The 23,819-nt window shown below is 53.2% G+C and carries 20 protein-coding genes; 16 read left to right on the top strand and 4 right to left on the bottom strand.

What is annotated here, in order from left to right; translation table 11 throughout:
- Position 1 precedes the first annotated feature (1 nt).
- The 12 genes from RAHAQ2_RS23455 to kup all read left to right on the top strand — a co-directional run bounded on the left by RAHAQ2_RS23455 (position 2) and on the right by kup (position 16,683).
- Positions 2-1,915 carry a type VI secretion system Vgr family protein gene (locus tag RAHAQ2_RS23455; RefSeq protein WP_014341872.1) on the top strand — a complete coding sequence of 638 codons (1,914 nt, stop codon included), beginning with the start codon at positions 2-4 and terminating at the stop codon, positions 1,913-1,915.
- Between the two features lie 13 nt (positions 1,916-1,928).
- Entirely contained in the window at positions 1,929-2,444 is a 516-nt protein-coding gene (locus RAHAQ2_RS23460; RefSeq protein ID WP_014341873.1) for a DUF6931 family protein, read from the top strand.
- Complete coding sequence (locus tag RAHAQ2_RS23465; RefSeq protein ID WP_014341874.1) at positions 2,444-2,743, top strand: PAAR domain-containing protein; 300 nt, start codon at positions 2,444-2,446, stop codon at positions 2,741-2,743. Before RAHAQ2_RS23460 ends, RAHAQ2_RS23465 begins: the two co-directional genes overlap by 1 nt.
- Positions 2,744-2,754: 11 nt before the next feature.
- The gene (gene tssA, locus RAHAQ2_RS23470) at positions 2,755-3,819 is read left to right on the top strand and encodes a type VI secretion system protein TssA (protein WP_014341875.1); all 1,065 of its coding nucleotides are present in this window, start codon (positions 2,755-2,757) and stop codon (positions 3,817-3,819) included.
- The gene (locus tag RAHAQ2_RS23475; protein ID WP_049796162.1) at positions 3,816-4,391 is read left to right on the top strand and encodes a type VI secretion lipoprotein TssJ; all 576 of its coding nucleotides are present in this window, start codon (positions 3,816-3,818) and stop codon (positions 4,389-4,391) included. Before tssA ends, RAHAQ2_RS23475 begins: the two co-directional genes overlap by 4 nt.
- Complete coding sequence (gene tssK, locus RAHAQ2_RS23480) at positions 4,391-5,785, top strand: type VI secretion system baseplate subunit TssK (protein ID WP_014341877.1); 1,395 nt, start codon at positions 4,391-4,393, stop codon at positions 5,783-5,785. The genes RAHAQ2_RS23475 and tssK overlap by 1 nt, the downstream gene beginning before the upstream one ends.
- Positions 5,782-6,405: a DotU family type IV/VI secretion system protein gene (locus RAHAQ2_RS23485; protein ID WP_014341878.1), complete on the top strand. Its 624-nt coding sequence runs from the start codon at positions 5,782-5,784 to the stop codon at positions 6,403-6,405. The genes tssK and RAHAQ2_RS23485 overlap by 4 nt, the downstream gene beginning before the upstream one ends.
- A 3-nt stretch (positions 6,406-6,408) precedes the next feature.
- Complete coding sequence (locus RAHAQ2_RS23490; protein WP_014341879.1) at positions 6,409-9,846, top strand: type VI secretion system protein; 3,438 nt, start codon at positions 6,409-6,411, stop codon at positions 9,844-9,846.
- A gap of 45 nt (positions 9,847-9,891) precedes the next feature.
- Complete coding sequence (gene tssH, locus RAHAQ2_RS23495; RefSeq protein WP_014341880.1) at positions 9,892-12,462, top strand: type VI secretion system ATPase TssH; 2,571 nt, start codon at positions 9,892-9,894, stop codon at positions 12,460-12,462.
- Positions 12,463-12,482: 20 nt separating this feature from the next.
- A complete protein-coding gene (locus RAHAQ2_RS23500; RefSeq protein WP_014341881.1) occupies positions 12,483-13,820 on the top strand; it encodes a VasL domain-containing protein in 1,338 nt (445 codons plus the stop codon).
- 70 nt (positions 13,821-13,890) lie between these two features.
- Positions 13,891-14,646 carry a M35 family metalloendopeptidase gene (locus tag RAHAQ2_RS23505; protein WP_014341882.1) on the top strand — a complete coding sequence of 252 codons (756 nt, stop codon included), beginning with the start codon at positions 13,891-13,893 and terminating at the stop codon, positions 14,644-14,646.
- 162 nt (positions 14,647-14,808) lie between these two features.
- Positions 14,809-16,683 carry a low affinity potassium transporter Kup gene (kup, locus tag RAHAQ2_RS23510; RefSeq protein WP_014341883.1) on the top strand — a complete coding sequence of 625 codons (1,875 nt, stop codon included), beginning with the start codon at positions 14,809-14,811 and terminating at the stop codon, positions 16,681-16,683.
- Positions 16,684-16,728: 45 nt separating this feature from the next.
- Here kup and RAHAQ2_RS23515 read toward each other — a convergent pair whose 3' ends face one another.
- Positions 16,729-17,526, bottom strand: a complete 798-nt coding sequence (locus tag RAHAQ2_RS23515) for a hypothetical protein (RefSeq protein ID WP_014341884.1) — start codon at positions 17,524-17,526, stop codon at positions 16,729-16,731.
- A gap of 388 nt (positions 17,527-17,914) precedes the next feature.
- Here RAHAQ2_RS23515 and RAHAQ2_RS23520 point away from each other — a divergent pair, with 388 nt between their 5' ends.
- The 4 genes from RAHAQ2_RS23520 (at position 17,915) to RAHAQ2_RS23535 (ending at position 22,103) form a co-directional block, all read left to right on the top strand.
- A complete protein-coding gene (locus RAHAQ2_RS23520; protein ID WP_014341886.1) occupies positions 17,915-18,802 on the top strand; it encodes a serine hydrolase domain-containing protein in 888 nt (295 codons plus the stop codon).
- Positions 18,803-18,986: 184 nt separating this feature from the next.
- Complete coding sequence (locus tag RAHAQ2_RS23525; RefSeq protein ID WP_014341887.1) at positions 18,987-19,985, top strand: ROK family protein; 999 nt, start codon at positions 18,987-18,989, stop codon at positions 19,983-19,985.
- 88 nt (positions 19,986-20,073) lie between these two features.
- Positions 20,074-21,246, top strand: a complete 1,173-nt coding sequence (locus RAHAQ2_RS23530) for an MFS transporter (RefSeq protein WP_014341888.1) — start codon at positions 20,074-20,076, stop codon at positions 21,244-21,246.
- Between the two features lie 29 nt (positions 21,247-21,275).
- Entirely contained in the window at positions 21,276-22,103 is an 828-nt protein-coding gene (locus RAHAQ2_RS23535) for a Cof-type HAD-IIB family hydrolase (RefSeq protein ID WP_014341889.1), read from the top strand.
- A gap of 64 nt (positions 22,104-22,167) precedes the next feature.
- Here the strand turns inward: RAHAQ2_RS23535 and RAHAQ2_RS23540 are convergent, their stop codons facing one another.
- The 3 genes from RAHAQ2_RS23540 to mntR form a co-directional block, all read right to left on the bottom strand.
- Complete coding sequence (locus tag RAHAQ2_RS23540; RefSeq protein ID WP_014341890.1) at positions 22,168-22,707, bottom strand: glycine zipper family protein; 540 nt, start codon at positions 22,705-22,707, stop codon at positions 22,168-22,170.
- Between the two features lie 14 nt (positions 22,708-22,721).
- Positions 22,722-23,072, bottom strand: coding sequence for a hypothetical protein (locus RAHAQ2_RS23545; protein WP_014341891.1), 351 nt, complete (start codon positions 23,070-23,072; stop codon positions 22,722-22,724).
- A gap of 258 nt (positions 23,073-23,330) precedes the next feature.
- Positions 23,331-23,774 (bottom strand): manganese-binding transcriptional regulator MntR, encoded by a 444-nt coding sequence (mntR, locus tag RAHAQ2_RS23550; RefSeq protein WP_013578199.1) that lies wholly within the window; start codon positions 23,772-23,774, stop codon positions 23,331-23,333.
- Positions 23,775-23,819: the final 45 nt, after the last annotated feature.

Raw genomic sequence — 23,819 nt, forward strand, 5'->3', positions numbered from 1 at the left:
AATGTCGAACGTAGTAGGACAAGACAACCGGTTTATCCGTTTCGTTGGCAGTGCCGCTGATTCACTGACGCTGATGCATATCGAAGGCGATGAACAATTCTCTGACACCTTCAGCTACCAGATCCGGTTTCGCACGTCGTTAATCACTCCACAGATGGGACGTTTTTTGGGGCATGAAATGGCCTGTGAGATTGGCCGGGGCAACCAAAAGCGCTACGTGCATGGTGTACTGACACACATTGAAGAAGACAATAGTGTCAATGGCATCAGCACCTTCACCGGCACGCTGGAACCGCGAATGGCGCTGCTGCGTCTCGGGCGTAATCTGGCCGTTTTCCAGAATATTACCGTGCCAGATTTAGTGTGCAAACTGCTTCGTCAGCAGAACATCAGCCACATTGATTTACGCCTGCGTGCGACTTATCAGCCGCGTGAATACTGTATTCAGTATCGCGAATCCGATTTTGACTTCATTAGTCGTCTTCTCGAGCAGGAAGGGATCTATTACTTTTTCCAGCATGATGCCGGGCAACATACCCTGGTACTGGCTGATCACCCGTCCAGCCATCAGTCGGGTAAAACGGCGGAGTTACCTTTTATGCCACTGCAGGGGCGAGGCGATGGTGTCGGTATCCTGAACTGGGTGGCCTGTTCTTCGCTGGCAGCCTCTTCCGTAATGCTTAAAGGTTTTAACATGGTGCAGGCAGCCAGTGTGGAAGGCGAATCGAAAGCGGTGGACGCGGATTATTCCGTGCCGGGTGTCAGCTATGTGGATGCGCACGGCCATGAAAAACGCGAATTACTGCAATCTGAAGCCCGGCTGAAGATGGAACAGCTTGAGGCAGATAATCAGCTGTTTTACGCCGAGGCCAGCGTGTGGGGGTTAGGTTGCGGCGATAAATTCCTTCTGAGCGGACACCCTTCCTGTCAGGGAAACTACCGAATCAAGTCGGTTCATATGCATGCATCAAGCAACATTGATGACGGGCAGCCTGATTTTGGCTGCGCGCTCACGGTACTGAAGGACAGCCTTTCCTGGCGTCCGCCGTGCCTCACCAGACAACCTGAAATCGCCGGTATTCTGACAGCCATCGTTGTCGGACCGAAGTCAGAAGAAGTCCACACGGACGAATATGGTCGCATCAAAATTCAGTTCCCGTGGGATCGTGAAAATAAACATGACGATGGCAGTTCCTGTTGGGTGCGGGTTTCGCAGTCGTGGGCGGGCGGACGTTTCGGTGCCATGTTCCTGCCTCGCGTCAACAGCGAAGTTACCGTCAGCTTTGTGCATGGCAACCCTGATTATCCTCTGGTGACCGGCTCGGTATACAACGGGCAAAACAAGCCGCCGCTGAGCCTGCCTGAAGAGAAAAATCATGCCGGATTCGTTTCACGCAGTTCCCTCAATGGCAATGTTGAAGAAGGCCATGAATTGCGCTTCGACGATAAAAAAGGCGAAGAGCGTCTGCTCATCACCTCGCAAAAAGATCTGCTGCTGACGGTAAAAAACGATGTCACCACCCGTATTACCAAAAATGTCAATGAAACCATTGGTGAGAACCGCACGACCGAGTTAACCAAAGGTAATGAAAACCTGACACTCAAACAGGGCGATTATGTCCTGGATATTAAAGGCAACCTGCAGGAAAGCCTGACCAGCGGTAACCATCAGCTAAACATCAGCGGTGGCGGCAGCACGGTCAAAGCGGATAAAGCCTGCGTTATTGAATCCACCCAGTCTATCGAATTAAAAGTCGGTAGCAGCAAAATTACCCTTTCTCCTTCCGGCATTACGCTGAGCGGCACCACGATCAAAATTGAAGGGAAGGGCACGGCAGAACTTAAAGGCGCGATGGTCACTGTTCAGGGTAGTGGTATGACCCAGATCAAGGGCGGCGTGACGATGATTGGCTGAGGAAATGAATAACATGAAAGAAAAACTGCTCACGCCAGAAGCGCTTGCTGTTTATAACCCGCTGCAAAACGGCGCCGAAAACGCGGCGCAGCTGATGATCGCAGAACGTTGGGAAGACGCACTGGCTAGTGTGGTTGCTGATTCCGTGCAGGAGAAACTGCTGGCATGGACGCTGCAACAGGCGCTGGGCCGCCCGGAATCACATGAACCTGCGGTGCAGCAATGTGCCAGTGAAATCCATCAGTGGCTGGCAGAGCCTGATGATGACCGGCGTTTCCGTATTTTCCAGCAGGCAGAACGGCTCGGTTTTGATACCCCGGTTGGCGCACTCGGCTTATCCCTGTTCTGGATGCAAGGCAGCATGACTCCCGCAGAGTTTGATGCGGTGTATCCGGAACCCCATTTGTCCCGCCTGATGCTCCATTGTGCGCTGAAATTACTCAGCGTGGCGATCGCGACGGAAGACGCACCACTGAAGGGGGCACAAACGTTACTTTCTCAATGGCACGCTGCCCGTGGAGGTGACTGATGGGACAACCCGCCGCTCGCGTTGGTGACATGCATGTTTGCCCGATGGTGACGCCCGGCTTACCCCCGATCCCACACGTTGGCGGGCCGGTGACTACACCCGGTACGCCAACAGTGCTCATAGGAGGTATGCCCGCTGCGACTATGGGATCGATGGCAGTGTGTGTTGGGCCACCGGATACGGTTGTCATGGGCAGTGCGAAAGTGCTGATTGGCGGTAAACCTGCAGCGCGGATGGGCGACAGCACAGCGCATGGCGGAACCATTGTTGCGGGTTGTCCGACCGTATTAATTTCCTAGAGTGCATTGAAATGATAATGAATTTTGAGCCCTTGTTCGCCCCGGTCAGCGCTGAACAACCTGCTGGCCGCAACATGGAATATGAACAGGTCTATAACGAAATCCGCGAGGCGCGGGAAAGTGATCCTGACTATTTGCCGCAGGGCGAATGGGCTACTGAATTGCGTAAAGCCGACTGGAGCAAAGTCGTCCGCTTAAGCTCGCAAGTGCTACAGAAAGAAAGCAAGGATTTGCAGGTGGCCTGCTGGCTTATTGAAGGTCTGAGCCATCAGCACGGGATCAGCGGCCTGCTGGGCGGTATCGGTTTTCTGATACCGTTTATACAAAATTACTGGCAAAACGGCTGGCCGGAGATGGATGAGGACGGCGCGGTAATCCGCCACGGCATGATCAATCGCCTGGATCGCCAGCTGGCGCAGATGATGCATTGTCATCCTCTGTTCGGGCAGCCGGAAAGCACACTGGATCACTGGCGTAAGGTGCTCGCCTATGAACACCGGGTGACGATGAAACCAGATAGCGCTGCCGAACGAGGCAGTGACGATGATTTCTCTATGGATACGTTCAACCGCTGGGCCGCCACACTGGATCCGCAGAAAGTTATCGCGCAGAACGAGGCGTTAACCCAACTGGAGACCACGCTGGATACGCTTGAAGCCCTCTATGGTCAGCTGAATCCGCAGGCCGATTCTCTGGCGATGGGGCAGATGCGCAGTGCAACCGCTGAAATGCAGGAATTTGTGAAACGCCTGTTTGACCGTGCGGCACCGGCTTATGACGACGTGATGACCCTTAACGTATTAACGCCTGACGAAGATGAGCAGGGCACTGACGTCAGCTCACTGATGAATAACACTAAAAAACAAACGATGTCACGGGATCTGGCCATCAGCCAGATGCTGACCATTGCCCATTTTTTCCGCCAGACCGAACCGTCAAGCCCCGTCCCTTTTCTGATGGAGCGTGCGGCGCGCTGGGCAGCGATGACACTGACGGAATGGCTGGAAGAGATGTTGCAGGACGACAGCAGTATGCGTGATATCAACAAAGTACTGAAAGGGCACGGCAGAGAATGAGGTGGAAAACAGGACTGACCACACTGATGCTCGGTGTCATGCTGCTGACAGGTTGTGCGTCTGATAATGATCAGGGCCGTCAGAAGGCGATCAGCGAAGTGGCTGCGCCTTTCGCCAACGGGGCTATCACGCTGAAATTGCGGGCGGAACCGGGGCTGAACAGCCTCAATGAGATGCCCAACAGTTGTACGGTATTACTGCTGCAAGCCAGGGATAAACCGACGCTGGATAAAATTCTGGGTAACCCCGCGACGCTGAAAAGTTTGTTTGCTGGTGCCGGCAGCGAAGGCGACGTTTTGCAGGTAGATCGTTACGTCATGATGCCGGGACAAACCAACACAGTGCATATCGACCGCGCCAGGGATACCCGCAATGTGGCGCTGGTGGCGGGCTATTATCCGTTCCCGATGAAGAAACACATGGTCAGCGCAGGGGTGCCGGTGGAGTCTGAAAGTACAGGCTGGTGGGAACCAGTCTGGCAGGCGCATTTAGCGCCGGTCACCCTTTCTGTCACCTTAGGCAGTGAAAGCATTGTCAGTTCAGATGTTCCTGTTGCCGGAGAGAAAAAATAATGTATCCAGAACAACAGCAGATTTACTGGCATTCGGGGCTTTATCTGCAACCGCAGCATTTTCAGTCACTTGACCTGCATTACGAATGGAACCTCGCGGAGCATTTGCGTCTGGCACAGCCCTATAATTACGGGCTGATTGAGGTCAGTATTAATGAAGCGGCACTGAACGATTATGTGATCAGTGTCGAGCAGATCCGTTGTATTTTACCCGGCGGTACTCTGCTGTCTCAGCCCGGTAACAGCCGCGTAGAACAACGTAACTTCCGTGATTTCTGGAAACAGCGCGATCAGCCAATGACCCTCTGGCTGGCTGTACGTCGTTTTGATCCGCTGCACAGCAATGTCACCACGCTGGAAAAAGAGCACGATCGCGCCGTCACGCGCTGGATCAACACCAGCGAAGAGCGGGTGATGAAAGATGTCTATGACCATGCGCCGGACGCCGCAGTGGCCCGCTTGTGCTACAACGTCAGATTGCTGACGGACATTGAAAAAGACGATGCGGTTGATTGCGAATGCATTCCACTCACCCGTCTGCGTTATGAAAACGAACGGGTGATCCTCGATCCAACATTTTCGCCACCTTCCGTAACGCTTTTTGGATCATTCAGCCTCGGCAAGCTGATTGACACTATCTATTTCGAACTGAGTGCGCGGGCCAGAAAGCTTGAAGAATACAAACGCTCAGAGCGACTGGTCAGCGATGCCGAGCGTGGCGATCAGGTGACACAGTTGTTAGCTATGCGCTCTCTCAACCGGGTATTGCCTCAACTGAAAAATTTCTGTCAGGCACGTCAGGTTCATCCGTGGCAGGTCTATAACATGCTGTGCCAGCTGGTGGGCGATCTTTCCTCATTCAATGACAGCTGCTCCTTTCTGGGAGAGTGGCATGACGGCGAAAATCCGCTGCAAACCTACAACCACAATGATTTGCTGAGTTGTTTCGAGAGTGCCCGTAAGACGCTGATTACCCTGCTGAACAGTCTGGTACTTGAAGATAATACCTACATCACACTGGAAAACGATCTTCAGGGCGTGTTCACCGGAAACTTTGACAGCATGCAGAGTAAAAATGCCGAAACGGTACTGCTGCTGTTACGTTCTGCCAGCATGCCGATGGAAAATCGTCAGATCAAAAATCCGGGCGGCATCAAACTGGCCTCGCCAAAAATGATCGAACCGCTGATCCAGCATGCTCTGCCGGGCATCCCGGTGATCCGTTGTCCACAGCCACCGCGTGGCGTGCCAAACCGCAGCGATTCGCATTATTTCCTCGTCGAGCAGGACAGCGAATTGTGGAATAAAGCCCGGCAGCACAACAGCATTTCCTTCTATTGGCCTGATATGCCGGAAGATCTTCAGGTGCAGATTATATTTGTGGTGCCATCATGATGAGTTTACTCAATTGTTATTTACCGTTGTTTCGTTATGTGACGGCGTTTTTTATTCATCCGCAGGAATATCCGGACTACAACGCGTTTCGCGAAAAAAGCATTACCTTATTACAACAGGCGCTGCTGGAATCAGAACGTCATCATGAAACGACCGAATGCGAGGATGCCTATTTTGCGGTGGTATTGTGGGTGGATGAGCGGGTATTACGATCCCGCGCGGATTGGGTGAAAGAATGGCGGGGGGATCTTTTGCAGAAATATTATTTTGATATTTCTGTCGGTGGTGAAGCATTTTTCGACCGGCTGGATGAAACCGATAAAAATAATATACAGCTGAGAATGGTGTATTTGTTCTGTCTGCTGATGGGTTTTCACGGAAAATACACCTCACAGGATGCGCAGCTTTTGCAACAGCGCATCGAAGATGAGCGGCAGTGTTTGCCACAGGCCTGGCGTCAGTGGCCGAATGATGCTTTGCTGGTTGAACAGGACACAGGCGGTGAAAAAAATAAAACGGTAGTGAAAAGATTACGCCAGCGTAAAGGGCTGTTGCTTGCATTGCCTGTGATCATTTATTTAGTGATTCTTTCCACCGGCTTAGGGATATTCTTCAGGTAAATTATGTTTAAAAAATTACTTTCCTTTGTCGCATGGACACTATTTCTGTGCCTGTTGCTTATTATCTGCGTCGTCATGTCCGTCGCTTTAGAACAGACACTTCTGCATGCATTCATTTTGTGGCTGATATTGATCGTCGTCGTTTTATTCTCCCGGTTTGTCTGGGGATCAGTTTCCGGTATTGCGCAGGCGAAATATATTTCCTCGCTGAAGGCTAAATTTAAACTTACCCGGCTGGAATATGTTTTATTCGAACACTGGAAAACCGGTGCCGCGGTAATTAAGCGTATCAGAAGACGCAAACAGCCAATACCCTGGTTTGTCCTGACTGGCGGGCGAAGTGGTAAAACGACGCTGATGGCCGGTGCAGGATTACCGCTGTTTTCCAATGAACCGGAAAGCTCTCTGGTGGTGCCGACCCGCACCCTACGCTGGTGGTTTTTTCGCTCTGCAGGTTTTCTCGATCTCTCCAGCCATTTTCTGAGTAAAACCCCGGCCTTCGAGCGCGGCTGGTTGCGGCTGGTGAACTGGTGCGCCCGTCTGCCTGCGCCAGCTGGCATCGTGGTGTGCGTGTCGGTCAGTGAGTTGCTTGAACAAGATGATGCGGAACTGCATTTGCATGCGCGGCATATCCGCACGCAGATCGAACCGCTGGTGAGTAAAGTCAGACGTCGTCTGCCGGTGTATCTGTTTATCACCTGCTGTGACCGGATGCCTGGCTTCAGCCATTGGGCTAATAAACTCTCAGCAGTACAACGTCAGCAACCGCTGGGTTACTACTGGCGCGACTCGCCTGTCGTCGACGGGAAAGATCCGGCCTTGCTGGATCCGCTGTTTGCGTGCGTGAAGGACGGCCTGGATAAAGTGCGTGTGAGCATGCTTTCCGGTGGTGAACCGGATGGCGAAACGCTGGCGCTGATGGATTTCCCGGAACAACTGCCGCAACTGCAACCGGCAATGCAGCGTTATCTGGCCGCCCTGTGCGAACCGGACGCTTACTTTCAGCCTGCGGCACTGGGTGGCATCTGGTTTACCGCCACTGAACCCGTCAGCAAAAACAGTGCTTCGCGTCAGGCTTTCTTTATCCATGATCTGATGACCCGGTTATTGCCTGCGCTAAGCCGCCAGCGAGATATTGAACCTGTTGGGTTTGGCCGTCGCTATCTGCACAAATGGGGCGCGATGACCTGCAGTGCGCTGGCGATAATGTATCTGCTGGTTTCCGGTTATTTCACCCGCCACCTCACTGACGGCACGCCCACGCAAATGGATATCATGGCGCAGGTACAGCAGCTTGAAAACATCGAGGGCTGGAACGCGCATCCGCTGAAATATTTACCTTTTGTTCCTGTTATCAACCATCGCCATGCGCAGCTTGAGGCCAGCATTCTTGCGGCATCCCCGCGCGACAAGGTGAACCTGCATGAGATAGCAGATAACTACCAGCAGCAGTTCAACGACGCTGTTCCACAGCAAAAACGCGCCCTGATCCTGGACCTGGCAAGCACACTTATCACCAAACAGGCTATGTGGGAAAAACAGCCTGTCAGTGCGCTGGTAAAACGGGCACCGGTTCCGGCGGCGCTGAGCATGACAGGGGCAACGGTGCCTTTACCCCCTCAGCAGGATGTGGTGCTGCAACGCGCGTTGTTACAGTTGCCGGAAGGTGGTGAACAACTTGCGGTACTGCGTGAATTGCTGGGACGTCTGGTCAACAGTGATCCGCAGATGGCATGGCTGGTGGCACCTTCAGACGATCTGACGCCGGTGAATCTGACGGATTTCCTGCCCTGGTCTGAGGATAAAACCCAGATCAGCGGGCTGTGGACGCTACAGGGCACCGCGCAAATTCAGAACTGGCTGGAGGAGATCCGCCGCGCTGGCAGTCAGCAGGTTCCTATGCCTGAACTGGCTGCCTTTGAACAGCGCTGGCCTGCGCTGCGTCAGACGCAATGGATGACGATGATGCTGGCGATGGATCAGCAATCGGCTCCGGCTCTGACTCACGAACAGTGGCAAACCGCACTGATTGCGCTCGATCAGGGTAACAGCCCGTCGATGAAATTTGCCCGTTACATCAATGAACAGCTAGAGGACATCAGCGCTCATGACGCCGCGCGCTGGCTGCGCGAACTGCGCCGGTTGAATCAGTTACAGGCCATGTCGGTACCGGGTGCGCTGGTACCGCGCATCAGTAAGTTCCAGCAGTCTGTTCAGAAGAAAATTGCAACATGGCTGAAAATCGACAGCAAAACGCTGAAGCCGGTGGTTTCCGATCTCAATATCAAAAACTGGAATGCCTGGCAAACCAGCCTGCATGCAGCGGTTGCGGACGTGTTTGCCACGCCGAAAAGCAGCGACCGGCTGACCCGCGGGCTGTTCCAGACCGGCGCTGCCGGAGACAGCAATCCTTTGCAACTGCTTGATAGCCGTTTCAATGTGATGCGTAAAAGTTTGTCAGCGGAACACGATGATTTTGCCATCAACGCCGTGTGGGCACTGTATCAGAACGATGCACGCTGGCTGGTGGCGCATGCCATGCAGCGTTCTGCCTGCTGGCTTGAGCAGCAATGGCAAAGCCGGGTGCTGTGGCCGATGGAAAATAACGCCAGCCGTCTGGAGTACGACGACCAACAGGATCTGGCGTGGCAATACCTGTCTGACTTTATCCGCGGACCGGCAAAAAGTGTACTGGTGGTGGAAGATAACGGGCCAAAAGCAGGCGAGTTCAACGGGCAGACGCCGGGACTGACACCGGAATTCCTGCGGATGGTTAATCACGTTCTGCGCCCGGATGATGTGCTGGCGATGCCTGAACGTGAAAGTACCCGCAATGACGATGCGCTGTCCGCGCTGAAAGATGAACAAAGCGAGCTGGAGGCGCAGATGGCGGAACTGGAAGCCAAACCGCTGGAACTGACACTCAAAAGCCTGCCTGCCACCATTCCGGGCGGGGCACGACTGATGCCGGTGGGCACCCGCCTGACGCTGTTCTGTGATGAGCAACAGTGGAAACTCAACAGCATGAACTTCAGCGAACAGGCGACGTTTCACTGGCGTCCGGGCCATTGCAGTCGTGCAACGCTGATGATCAATTTCCCGGGTTTCGACCTGACTTATGAATACTTTGGTGACGCTGCCTGGCCGGATTTCCTGCACGATATCTCAGACGGACAACACCGCTTCAAAGCCGAGGATTTTCCTGATGAGGCAGCACAACTGGCGGCTCTGGGCATAAAAGAAGTCATGGTTCGTTATCAGTCCGCTGCACAGAATCTGATCCAGGATAGCTGGCACCAGTGGCAGGCGCTCAGTCAGGCACTGAATGATAATGCGCAGGCGCAGCAGGAAGCCGGCAGCAGAAACGCGGAAAAAAAACGACCAACGGCACTGAAGAGCGCGTTCTCACAACTGCCTGTCCGTATCACCGAATGTCATTGAACGTCCGTTCAGGACACCGATTGTAAAAATTAAGCAGGATTATTTATGGGTAACTACCTGAAGCAAATTGTTGAGAAAATGAATGTCGAAGCGCGCGAGTGTCTTGACGCCGCGATCAGCCTGGCCGTCAGCCGTACGCATCACGAAGTAGACGTCGAGCATTTACTGCTTGCCCTGATGACCCGCAACCCTGCGCTGATTGAGCAACTCTGTCTGAGTGCTGGCTTGCGGGGCGATACATTGATTGATGCGCTGAAAATCAGCCTCAATCACCTGCGTAGCGGCAACACCCGCAGCCCGGTATTGTCTGAATTGCTGGTCGAACATCTGGAGAAATCCTGGCTGCACGCCAGTGCCTGCTGGCAGCAAACACAACTGCCTGTACAGGCCTTTCTGGGCAGCCTGATTGCCAGTGAAAAAGACAATCAGATCCATCTGTCATCAGCCTTACAGCAGGCGCTGCTGTGTCAGACCGATCGCGCTGACCGGTTGTTGCACGATGCCTGCGCACCAGCACAGGCCACGAATCATCCTGCTGCAACCCGCCACAATACTGATTCTGCGGTGATGAAATTTACCCGTAACCTGACTGAACAGGCGCGTAATGCGTCACTGGATCCTGCGCTGGGGCGCGAGCAGGAAATACGTCAGCTGATCGACGTGCTGTTGCGCCGCCGTCAGAACAATCCGGTGCTGACCGGTGAGCCGGGCGTGGGGAAAACTGCGCTGGTTGAAGGGCTGGCACAACGTATTGCGGATGGCACCGTACCGCAAGCGTTGAAGACGATGGAGATTTTGTCGCTGGATATGGGGTTGCTTCAGGCCGGCGCCAGCGTGAAAGGGGAATTTGAAAACCGTCTGCAAACCCTGCTGCGTGAAGTAAAAGAATACCCGTCTCCGGTTATTCTGTTCATTGATGAGGCGCATACGCTGATTGGTGCGGGCGGTCAGGCAGGTCAGAACGATGCCGCTAACCTGCTTAAACCGGCGCTGGCGCGAGGAGAAATGCGCGTGGTGGCAGCGACCACCTGGGCAGAATACAAAAAATACTTTGAGAAGGATGCCGCTCTGGCACGCCGTTTTCAGGTGATCAAAGTGGCGGAGCCTGACGAAGAGAGCGCCACCGCCATGCTGCGTTCACTGAAACCTGCCCTCAGCAAACATCATGGCGTGCAGATCCTCGAAAGTGCGCTGGTGGCCGCTGTGCGTCTCTCCAGCCGCTATATTTCTGGCCGCCAGTTGCCGGATAAATCCATTAGCCTGCTGGATACCGCCTGCGCCCGTGTGGCGATTTCACAATGTCATGAGCCCAAAGAGATCGAAGATCTCAATGCGATGATCGCCAACATCCACACTGAACGGGAAAGTTTACTGAAAGAGGGCGATAACCTCTCACGGGTTAAATGGCTCGATCAACGTGAAAGCGAACTGATGCAAAGTTTAGAAGCACTGCTGCCGCTCTGGCGTCAGCAACAGCAGATTGTGGCGCAGATTAATCGTACTGAGGATGTCGCGCAGATTGCCGCTTTACGTCTGCAACTTGCTGAGATGCATAAAGAACAGGCGATGGTGTATGACTGTGTGGATGCAACCTGTGTGGCGGATGTGGTGGCTGGATGGACCGGTATTCCTCTGGGCCGGATGATGGAAAAAGAGCAGCAACAACTCGGTGATCTGGTCGCTCGTCTGGAAAGCCGGGTGATCGGGCAATCCCATGCACTAGCGGACATTGCGCAGCAAATCCGCATCGGACGCGCCAATCTTGCGGATCCGGTTAAACCGACCGGCGTCTTTATGCTGGCCGGGCCTTCCGGCGTCGGGAAAACAGAAACCGCGCTGGCCTTGTCTGAGCTGCTTTTCGGCGGCGAACAAAGTCTAATTACCATCAATATGTCCGAATATCAGGAAGCCCATTCCGTGTCCGGCCTGAAAGGCTCTCCGCCTGGGTACGTGGGTTACGGGCAGGGCGGTGTGCTGACCGAGGCGGTGCGCCGTCGTCCGTACAGCGTCGTCCTGCTCGATGAAATTGAGAAAGCCCATCCGGATGTGATGGAAATTTTTTATCAGGTATTTGACAAAGGTGTGATGGAAGACGCCGAAGGCCAGCTGATTAATTTCCGCAACACCCTGATTATTCTGACCAGTAATCTGGCCAGCGATCGGGTGATGACCGCCTGCGCCTCAGGAAACACTGATCAGAAATCACTGACGGCGCTTCTGCGGCCTGAATTCGATCAATTTTTCCGTCCGGCGCTAATGGGACGGTTGCAACTGATCCCTTATCTGCCCGTCGTGGGCGAAACACTGGCCAAAATCATCCGTCTCAAAATCGATAAAGTGTGCAAACGCTTTAGCGGTGCTGGTGAAGGTCATTCCTCACTGAGCTACAGCGAAAAAGTGGTGGAGTTCATTGCCAGCCGCTGTGAGGTTGAGCAAAGCGGAGCCCGCGAAATTGATGCCGTACTGAATCGGGAATTACTGCCATTACTGACTGACCGTTTACTGGCGCTGGAAAACAAAACCGCTATTCGCCTGCAGCTTGGGGTCAGTAAAGGTCAGCTTACGTTGATCAAACAGCCTGCCGCGAAAAACTCAGTGGCTAAACAATCCGTCTGAATGGCAGGAAAAGGATAACCATGAAAAACCGGGTGAATTTACGTGCGCTAAAAATTAACGGACATGATCCGCGTCTCAGCAAATCGTTCCTGTTGCTGAGCAGTGAGCTGAGCCACCTGAGCGGAAGCCTGCCAGCGAGACTGGACTGGAATGCACTGGAAGAACGTTGTTTTCAGCTATTTCATGAATACGGTTATGACCTGCAAAGCGGCATGTGGTTTTGTCTCATCAATCTGCGGCTCAAAAGCTGGAAAGGGCTGGCGCTGGCGCTCGATCTGCTGTCGACGGCATTTACACACAACAGCCAGCGCTGCTGGCCGCCGGTAGCCGCCGTTCAGCAGCGTCAGCAGTTGATCGACTGGTTCAATGCCAATGTGGCGACGCATATTTATACGCTGGAGTACGGGCCGGAAAACAGTGGGGAGATGCGTCAGGTAGAGAGAAGTATCGGCATACTCTGCGGTCAGTCTAAAAACCTGCAATCACGCAGCCATGATTCCCTGAACAATCTGCATTATTTCCTGCAAGTTCGCTGCCGTTCCGTGCCTTACCCGGTACAACTCAAAGTCACAAAACCCTTGCCGGTCGCGGTGGAAAATACGTCACAACCGGCCAATGATAAAAAAGCCTCTGAAGCGGTGACCGACGACATTATGCCCCATGTCCAGGCCCCGGAAATTCAGCTGGCTGAGGCACCGCGCCTGCGCCCGTTATTATGGGGACTCGGTGGAATGGCAGCGGGCATAGCAGTTTGTGCCGTGGCAGCGGCGTTCTGGTTCTCATCACAGACACGCAGTTTAAGTGAAAAGCTGAGCGCGCCGTTACTGGCATTGCAGCGAAGTGAACGTCAGTTGAATGATGCCTGGAATAACGTTCAAGAATCTGAACTGAGTGCGCAAAAAGAGGCGGTATTAGCCGATGCTGCGCCTGTTCTGACGTGGATCAGTGAGCAACCGGCAGATATCCTGCTGCGCCACGGTGAAATATTGTCTGACCATCTGGAAAAGGCATATCCGGGCAATGAATACAGCCTGCAATGGCGGCGTACATTAGATGAAAAGGCGGGGGATATTCCGGCGCTGGATGGTTTTATTCTTGCAAATAAGCATCTGGATGAGCTTGAAATCCGCCTGCTGAATGCCGAAAAGAAGCACAGCCAATATATGACCGTGTCGGAATTAAAAACGGCGGTATATCAGATACGACAAGATCTACAGCGTAATGGAACCACTGCTGAAACGTTATTGTGGATGATGCAGCAGGATAAGGAAAATCACCGGGAGGTGAATCCGGCACTGTTAAAACAATTTACGCAAAGAACCGTTGCATTAAATGCGTACCGGTTTGCGAATGAGTAATTATTAAGTCCCTGAGCTTTGGGATAATAAAAATGTATGCACGATAGTGTAATTAATAGGAATAGGAATTATGCATCCAGCTGAGGAAAGATTAAAAAGACTCTTGCCATTTATCATTACGACGGCTAAACAGCAGGTTAATGTCGCTCTCGAGGCGCTGGAGCGGCGTAAATTATCGGATGACACAAGAAAAATTCTAAAAGAATTATTGAATGAAGATGATTCTGCAACGGTGAAGAAACTCACCCATTCTTTAAATAAAATCAGAAGAAGGATGACGAGTTTAGCGCCAGAGCATTTTGATCTTGCAGAAGAGTTATATGAAGCGGGAGGGGATACTATAGGATATGTTAAGGCTACAGATGCAAAAGACTTCAAAAAAGGAACTAACAAAAAATATATCGCATTATCTTATATACATACTGGTCGCATGCATGTTGATGATATTGCGGCGACTGTTATTCACGAGCTAAGTCATCTAATCCTTAATACAGAGGATCACGCATATTCTATCTGTATGAGTAAGCAGGCATCAGGTTTGTTCACTCCATGGTCGGTTAAAGAGTTGCATAGCTATGCCAGAGGAAAAAATAGCAATCCTTTGAATAATGCTGAAACTTTGTCAAGGATCGTGTTGTTAATATATTTTTCAGTAAGTAAGTTAGCTGCTTATAAAAAAGCATATGCTTTATATTGGGAATCAGGAGATAATAAAATTCTGGCATTCCATCGTATGGAACCCGGTCAAAACCCAAGAATATCCAGTCCGGTGTTAGCAAGAAAATCTAATAAGTTACGCATCGTTAACGGACATGTCGTGATTTAATCTGTCATGTAGTTAACAAGGAGATAATCAAACGTCGGGCGAATTTATGAGCCTAAAAATCAGCGGCCAGAATTCTTGCTCTGGCAACTCAGTCATTCATGAGGAACGTCTATACTCTCTTCAAAGGGCACCAACGTCGCCCCGGAAATTGTGAAGCCACTCATGAAGCAAACTAAAAATAAATCATCGCTGCTTACTGTGACCGTGGCCTGTATCGGTGTCGTCTATGGCGATATCGGTACCAGCCCGTTGTATACCCTGCGTGAATGCCTGACCGGACAGGCGGGCATTGCCGTGACACAAAGTGCGCTGTTCGGCTTTCTGTCACTGATCTTCTGGCTGCTGATGCTGGTCGTCTCCGTTAAATACATCAGCTTCGTCATGCGGGCTGATAACGACGGCGAGGGCGGGATCCTGACCCTGATGGCGCTGGCTATCCGCAATCTTAATCCGCGCTGGATCCCGTGCATTATGTTTATCGGGCTGGTCGGAGGGAGTTTCTTCTATGGTGACGGGGTTATCACGCCCGCCATCTCGGTGCTATCGGCGATTGAAGGGCTGGAAATTATTGCGCCGTCATTAGATCGCTTTATTATTCCGTTTTCTATTGCCGTACTGACGCTGTTGTTTTTTATCCAGAAAAACGGTACCGGCGGCGTGGGGAAAATTTTCGCCCCGGTGATGGTCGTATGGTTTATCACCATCGGTGCGCTGGGCATCGGCGGCATCCTGCGCAATCCGGACGTTTTGCAGGCGCTCAACCCTTACTGGGCGATGCATTTCTTTGTGGAATTCAAAACCGTGTCTTTTTTCGCGCTCGGCATGGTGGTGCTTTCAGTTACTGGTGGCGAAGCGCTATATGCAGATATGGGACATTTTGGTAAGAAACCCATCCGTATCGCCTGGTTTGTGCTGATCGGGCCTTCACTGGTGATGAATTATTTCGGGCAGGGCGCGTTGTTACTCAGCCAGCCTGCGGCCATTAAGAATCCGTTTTTCCTGCTGGCACCTGACTGGGCGCTGGTTCCGCTGCTGGTACTGGCCACGCTGGCGACGGTCATTGCTTCGCAGGCGGTGATTTCCGGCGTGTTCTCTCTGACGCGTCAGGCCGTACGTATGGGCTATTTGCCCCCGATGCGCATTATTTACACCTCCGATGTGGAGTCCGGTCAGATCTACATTCCGGTCGTTAACTGGCTGCTGTATTCCGCCGTGCTGATTGCGATCGTCAGCTTCAAACATTCCAGCAATCTGGCCTCGGCGTACGGCATTGTAGTCACCGGTACGATGGTGATCACGTCTGTGCTGATCGGCATTGTGATGATCAAAAACTGGGGATGGAAAAGCTGGGCGGGTGGCCTGGTGATCACGGCCATGTTGCTGATTGATGTGCCGTTGTTTGCCGCCAACCTGAGCAAGATTTTCTCAGGTGGCTGGCTGCCGGTGGCGATCGGACTGACTATTCTGGTGATCATGCTGACCTGGAAAACGGAACGTTCGCGGTTGCTGCGCCGCCTGCGACAGGATCCGGAAGCACTGGAGGCACTGATTACTTCACTTGAAAAATCGCCACCACAACGGGTGCCGGGAACGGCCGTGGTGATGTCGCGCGGGCAATATGAAGTGCCGCTGGTGTTGCTACACAACCTTAAGCACAACAAGATTTTGCATGAGCGCGTGGTCTTGCTGACCATCGTGACGGAGGATGTGCCGTATGTACACAACGTACAGCGGGTGATTATCGAGCCGCTTTCACCGACATTCTGGCGGGTTATCGCCCGTTATGGCTGGCGTGAAAAACCAAATGTGACGGATATTCTGTATCGCTGCGGGCTGGAAGGGCTGCAAAGCAACATGAATGAAACCTCATTTTTTATGTCGCGCGACACTTTTATTCTTGGCGAACCGCGTCCGTGGTATCTGAAGGCACGTGGAAAGCTATTCCAGGTATTGCAGCGAAATTCTCTGCGTGCGCCGGAACATTATCATATTCCGCCAAACCGGGTGATTGAGCTGGGCGCGGTGGTGAAATATTGAGGAAGATCACCGCCGGTACATCAGACACCGGCGGTGAAAAGCGGATTACGTTTGCGGAGCGGAAGTCAGATCAGTGATTACAGGCGTTGCAGAACCCTGCGTCGCTTGTGATGTTTGCGACTGAGTGGTCGGCGTCAGTTCGGTGACTTTTGGCGTCTGCGTCTCCTGCGGGGTTACCGGCGCGGCAGGCGTTGCAGCTTGCGTTTGCGGAGCCGTTACCGGCGCGGCAGGCGTTGCAGCTTGTGTTTGCGGAGCCGTTACCGGCGCGGCGGGCGTTGCAGCTTGTGTTTGCGGAGCCGTTACCGGCGCGGCAGGCGTTGCGGCTTGTGTTTGCGGAGCCGTTACCGGCGCGGCAGGTGTTGCGGCTTGCGCCTGTTCTGCTGCGGCAGGCGCTTCAATTTGCTTCGGCATGCTCGGAACGGGTTCTGCCGGGATCGATTCTGACTTAGGTTTCGGAACCGGCGTTGAAGCGCGAACAAGGAATGTCGGTTTGAGGTTTGCAACCGAATAGGTCACGTGACTGATCACATCCCGCGAAGTTGCGACTTCGACAGGCGAAATGGTCACGCGGCCAATCAGTGAACGTGCATAGCCACCGACTTTATGCTTGCCCTCCGGAAGTTGTACCTCCATGCTCTCACCAATCCCCAGGGTACCGGCATCTTTACCATCGATGGTCACATACAGTTTGGTGCCATCATCAGTTTTCGTCGGGATGTGCGTCACGGTCACCCGCGTGGAGCCAAAATCGAATGCCGGTGCCTGTTCGGCCGTTTTCGATTTTGCGCATCCTGTCAGTGTTAAAACGGCTGCCACGGCAGCCAGGGTGAAACGATAACTCATAGTGCGACGTCTTCCTTTAAGGGATTTTTGTGATCTGTGCACTAATATACCCGATCTGCGGTGAGAGATGAATGCGCATGCCGGGAAGTCAGAGGAGTCTGTTACCCGCTTTTCTCCGTTTTAGTGACGAAATTGCTGATGATCTCCGCCCAAAGCGGTTAACTTCACCCGCCCTCATCATAACAGGTATGCTGAATTGTGCCCCGCCAGACAGTAAAAGCCATTGGAAAAGACCTTACAGAGGTCACCTGAAAGATAACTTTCGGTTGAAGCGCTTCGTTGAATTGGGTATTTTCATGTAAATCAAGAGCATAAAATAACAGTTACACCGAAGGCATTAATTTTCACCGGCTGCTTGCTTTCATTCATTCTTGTGGTGAGGTTAGTCATGCATAAATTCCATTCTTATTGTATTTCAGCGTCAGGGGAAGAAAGAGGAGACGGGGATTTTGATGCCCGTTTCCCTTACTGGAGTTTCACCAAAACCACGACAGCAATTTGTGCGCTGAAGCTCAGTGAAAACGGGTTTGTGGATCTGGATTGTTGTATTGACGGCGCGGCTTATACGCTGCGACAACTGCTCAATCACACCGCAGGGTTGCCGGATTACGGTGCCCTGAAAGCCTATCACGACGCTGTTGCCGCCGGTGAGCAACCCTGGTCACGCGAAAAATTACTCAGTGCCGCCTTAGCGAAAGGCATGCTGTTTGCGCCAGGCGAAGGATGGTCCTATTCCAATGTCGGTTATATGCTGGCACGCGAACACATTGAGGCTGCGTCAGGGCTTGATTTCGCGCAACTGGTGGCAGACATCATCACGACACCGCTCGGGCTGACCAGTGTTTCTCAGGTCACCACGCGTGAACAATTTGCAGAACTTCACTGTGAAGCTGCCGGAAAGTACCATCCGGGCTGGGTATATCACGGTTGTCTGGCAGGAAATGTGCGGGACGCCGCCAGACTGTTGCACGGCTTGTTCACCGGCAAACTCCTCAGCCCGGCGTCACTGGCTGAAATGCGGGTGGCATACCCGCTCGGCGGTGCCCTGGAAGGGCGTCCGTGGACTGCTTGCGGCTATGCGCTGGGGCTGATGAGCGGCGCAATGGGAAAAGCGGGGGCGGCGGCAGGTCACTCAGGCGGCGGCCCGTCGTGCGTGAATGCGGTCTATCACTTCCCTGATCTCAGCGAACCTGTGACCGGTGCCTGCTTTACTGACGGATATTACGAAGGGGAAGCCGAGACTGAACTCGGCAGACTGGTGCAAAACTTCGCCTGAAAGCGCGCCCGACGTCGTTAACGCCGATACAGATGTGAGAAATCATGGGTGTCTCCGTTGAAACTGAACTCTTTATATAGCCGGTTATGACATCGCGTGCTGGCTTTTGTATTCAGACAACCGGAGCATTATTCGTCTTTGTGCTAAATTACCCCTCATTCTTACCCGTATTCCCCGAGGCAACATGTTCACTCCGCTAAACCGTACCACCCGTGAAATGAAGATTAACAATGTTGTGCTGGTCACTGATGCATTGAAATCACTGGGGTCGGCAACGAAAGCAGATTTAGCGGTTGCTACCGGTCTGAGTATTGCGACGTGTGGTGCGGTGCTCAATGAACTGAGTCTGCGTCATGAGGTGCTGGCGCTGGAAATGGAGGTTTCGCGCGGCGGGCGACCGGCGCAGCGCTATGCGTATAATGCGGATTTCTTCTCTGTACTGAGCCTGTATGCGCAGGGCAGTGACGCGGCGGCGCAAATTATCTGGTCGGTGAATTCAGCCACGGGTGAAAGTCTGGCACAGGGTGAGGTCCGTTTTTTGCCGCTGACGCTGGCCACGTTTTATCAGCAGATCGCCTCCCTGCTGGCGGATTACCCGAATATCAAAGCGCTCGGCGTGGGATTGCCGGGTGTGGTAGTGAAAGGCACCGTCGCGACCTGTGATATCACGGCGTTTGCCGGTATTGCCATCGAGCAACAGTTGCGTGACCGTTTTGGCCTGTACGTGCAGGTCGATAACGACATGAACTACACCGCCTGGGGTTTTTACCGCAGCAGTTGTGCGGGCGTTACCGCGCCGGTTGCCTACGTTTTTAAGCCTGATGTTCCTTGTCTCGGGTGCGGGATGGTGATTAACGGGCAGGTATTGCAGGGCGCGAGCCAGTTCGCCGGTGAAGTCTCCAACCTGCCGTTTGAACATCTCAATAAGCTGCCGGTGGCCGAGGAGATGGCTAAAGTGATTGTCTCGCTGACGGCGATTATCAACCCGGTCACCATTGCGCTCTCCGGCCCTAAAATCAGCGAAGCGCTGATCCCGCAACTGACGGCGCTTTGCCAGCAGTATATTCCTGCGCAACATATGCCTGAACTGACGTATCGCCCGTCCATGCGTAAGGATTATCTCCAGGGGATCACTGAACTGACCCTGCATAATTACAATCTGCATGTCGCTTTCGGCGAGTAATCCGCGTTGACTTTTTTTTGTTCTCATCGTTATACTCGCCACTTATTAAAAGTCTTTTAATAATTAATTTACCTGCCGGGAGAACCTGATGTCACTGTCATCTGAAATGGAAAGCGTAGACGCGCATGCCGGAAGTCCAGCCCGACGTGTCGCCACGCGGGCTATCTTTTTTGTTACCGGCATGGCAATGGGGTTGTGGGCGGCGCTGGTGCCTTACGCGCAACTGCGTACACACTCCGAAGCGGGCGATCTCGGATTACTGCTGTTGTGCCTGGGCGCGGGGTCACTGCTGTCGATGCTCGGTTCCGGGCGAATTATTGGCCGGTTCGGCTGCCGTGCGGTGATTGTGGCTGCCGTGGTGTTGTATTGCCTGATGTTGCCGTTGCTGGCAGTCTTTAGTGCTATCTGGCTGCTGGCACTGAGCCTGTTTATTTTTGGCATGGGTATTGGTCTGGCGGATGTCGCGGTCAATGTACAGGGGACGCTGGTCGAACAGGCCGCGGATAAACCGCTGATGTCTGGCTTTCACTGCCTGTGGAGCGTTGGCGGTATTGCCGGAGCCGGTGGCGGAGCGTTATTGCTCAGTGCTGGCATCACGCCGCTCGGCAGCACGTTTTTTGCCGTGGCGCTGGTCGCCCTGGTGACCGCCTGGTCTTTTCGCGGCATGTTACCGTTTGGTGCGCATGAGGAAGAAGGGGCTGAGGGCAAACCCAAAGCGAGGCCGAATTTTCGTCTCGTGCTGATGGCCGTGATGGCGATGATTTGCTTTATGGCCGAAGGCGCGGTGCTCGACTGGGGCGGCGTATTTCTGACCCGTGAACGCGGACTGGCGCTGGAACACGCGGGCTGGGGCTTTGCGGTGTTTGCTGTCACGATGTCGCTGATGCGCCTGACCGGCGACGCGATTGTCAGTGCGCTGGGGCGTAAACGTATACTGGTGGTGGGCGGCGTTCTGGGGATTGCAGGTTACCTGATGGTGGTGCTGTTACCGGGCTGGATCCTGCCATTATGCGGATTTGCCCTGGTCGGCATCGGAGCGGCAAATATCGTTCCAGTGTTGATTACGCTCGCCGGTCAGGAGAAAGTGATGCCGGTAAATATGTCTGTGGCGATGGTCGCCACGCTCGGGTATCTCGGTGTGCTTGGCGGCCCGGCGGTGATTGGCTTTATCGCGCATTTATCCAGTTTGTATGTTGCATTTTCAGTCGTGGCCGCCGCGTTTCTTATCATCACGTTGGGTGCATACAAACTGAAATATTGATGATTATCTAAGACCTGTAAGGAGCTGTGATGGCCGTAAAACTTATTGCCGTAGACATGGATGGAACCTTTCTGAACCCGCAACACGAATATAATAAAACCCGTTTTCGTGAGCAATATCAGCAACTGCTGGCACGCGAAATCAAATTTGTGGTAGCCAGCGGCAATCAGTATTACCAGCTGAAATCTTTCTTCGATGACATCGATGAACAGATTGCCTACGTGGCGGAAGGCGGGGGTTATGTTGTCGACAAAAAAGAAGAAATTTACTGCGGCAAACTCGAACCTGAACAGGTCGCTGACGTTTTACACTGGATCAGCCGGACACCTGGCATTAACACTATCGTCTGCGGCAGAAATGGCGCGTATGTGCTGAACGGCACCGACGACGTCTTTATCCGCCGGATGCGTCGTTACTATCACCGTCTGAGCAAAGTGAGCGATTATGCCGAAATCAACGACACGATTTTCAAATTCGCGCTCAGCTATAGGGAGGATGACGTTTATCCGCTGATGGGCGAAATTACCCGCCATCTGGGCAATATTGTTGCACCGGTTACCAGCGGACACGGCTCGGTGGATCTTATCATCAGCGGGAATCACAAAGCCTGCGGCCTGCAAAAAATCCAGAAAATCTACGGTATCCGTGATGAGGAAGTGCTGGCCTTCGGCGACAGCGGAAACGATCTCGAAATGCTCAGCTATTGCGGATTTGGTTTTGCGATGGAAAACGCCTCGGCACCGGCCAAAGCGGCCGCAAAATACACGGCACCCTCAAACAGCAATGAGGGCGTGCTGAAAGTTATCGATGATGTGCTTAATGATCGTGCGCCATTTGTCTGCACGACGCATAACTGAAGAAAAGTGAACTGAAACAAAAGGCTGCCAGATAACAGGCAGCCTTTTTTAATTGTGTAAAAGCTTAAGGCACGTAATCCGGAGGAACGTCATTGTTTCCCGATGGTGGCGGATAGTAGTCCGGTGGCACCTCTGACTGCGCCTGAGGTGGCGAACGGTAACCATAGCTGGCATCGACCGGTACTTTATTGCCTTTGGCGTACATACACTGGGTGTAGACGGTATCGTACTGATCCTGCAAATTGCCACTGCTGGCACCTGCGCCGTTGCTGCCCATCGCGCTGCCGATAAGCAAACCGCTTCCTGCGCCAACCAGTGCGCCTGCACCAGCCTGATGAGACGCCGCACCCAGAAGTGCACCCGCCGCAGCGCCCACAACGGTGCCCGCCGCAGCGGTATTGACCGCGTTATTATTGGCTGTCTGCGCACCGCCATTAACACGACTGTAGGCATCATTTCGGCAGGTCATTTCATCCATACGGAATTGCTGATAATCCTTGCCGGTGCCGGGTAACACCATCACATCGGGCCGGGTGGGAGGAGAAACGCAGCCGGAAAGTGCTGCAGCCAGGGCGACAACCGCCAGCGGAGTGAACCTTTTCATGAAATTATCGCCTGTTAACGCGGTGCGGAATCACCTACGACTACCTTCATCCAGCCGCGTGGACAGCGCTGCACATGCGGATAGTAGCCCGCAGGATTCTGGCAGTAATAGGCATAATCAGGGGTTTTCTCAACATATGTCTGCGGTTGTGCAGGCGTAACGTAGACCACCGGCGGCGGGCCGTAATACACCGGAGGCGGTGGCGGCCCCCATGGAATACCAACGATAATGCGCGGGCCACCGTATCCGCCGTGATAGTAGCCGTGACCATAATAACCATGCCCGTAATAGCCATAGGCAGACGATGCAAAGCTGGCAGACATCAGTACGCCAGCGGTCAGCATCAGCAACAACAACCTTTTCATAACAACCTCTGAGCGCAATGACCGGATGCAGGGAATGGCATAAGCATCGCCATTTCTGAGCGTAACGATACGCCTGGGTGAGGGAAAAGGTTGGCGGGAGATCGGGGGGAATCTGACAAGTTAATGCCAGCAATTGTGAGCAAAAAATTCACGGGAAAAGATTAATTTACGAACATAGGTCAGGGCGCAGGAATCTCGGGGAGAACCGCCCGGTGTTGCTAACAACCAACCCGGCGGCGGATGAAAAGCGGCGTTACATCAGGATTTTTTTTCAGCCGTAAAACGTCTGAACGCTTCAAGCGTTTCATCGCTGACGTGATGCTCAACACCTTCTGCATCGAGGCGCGCGGTTTCGGGGCTGATCCCCAGCGCAATAAAAAAAGCTTCGACGACGTTATGACGCTCGCGGTTTTCTGCTGCCAGTCGCTCGCCTTCAGGTGTCAGGAAGGTGCCGCGATAGGGCAACTGATGAACCAGCCCGGCATTGGCCAGTCGTTTGAGCGTTTTTGCGACGGTAGGCTGGGAAACCCCCAGACGCGCGGCCAAATCGACCTGACGCGCTTCGCCAAATTCGTGGATTAAGTCTGAAATCAACTCAACGTAATCGTCCATTAATTCCCGGCGATGCGCCTCACGCACCTGTAAAAAACCCTGAGCATGTTCTTCCACATCCAGTAATGGATTTATTTTTTTTTCTTTCACTACGCCTGCCTCTTTCTTGCTCAACGGTTTTTACCGCCGCCGCGG

This window comes from Rahnella aquatilis CIP 78.65 = ATCC 33071 (assembly GCF_000241955.1).
GTDB classification, from domain to species: domain Bacteria; phylum Pseudomonadota; class Gammaproteobacteria; order Enterobacterales; family Enterobacteriaceae; genus Rahnella; species Rahnella aquatilis.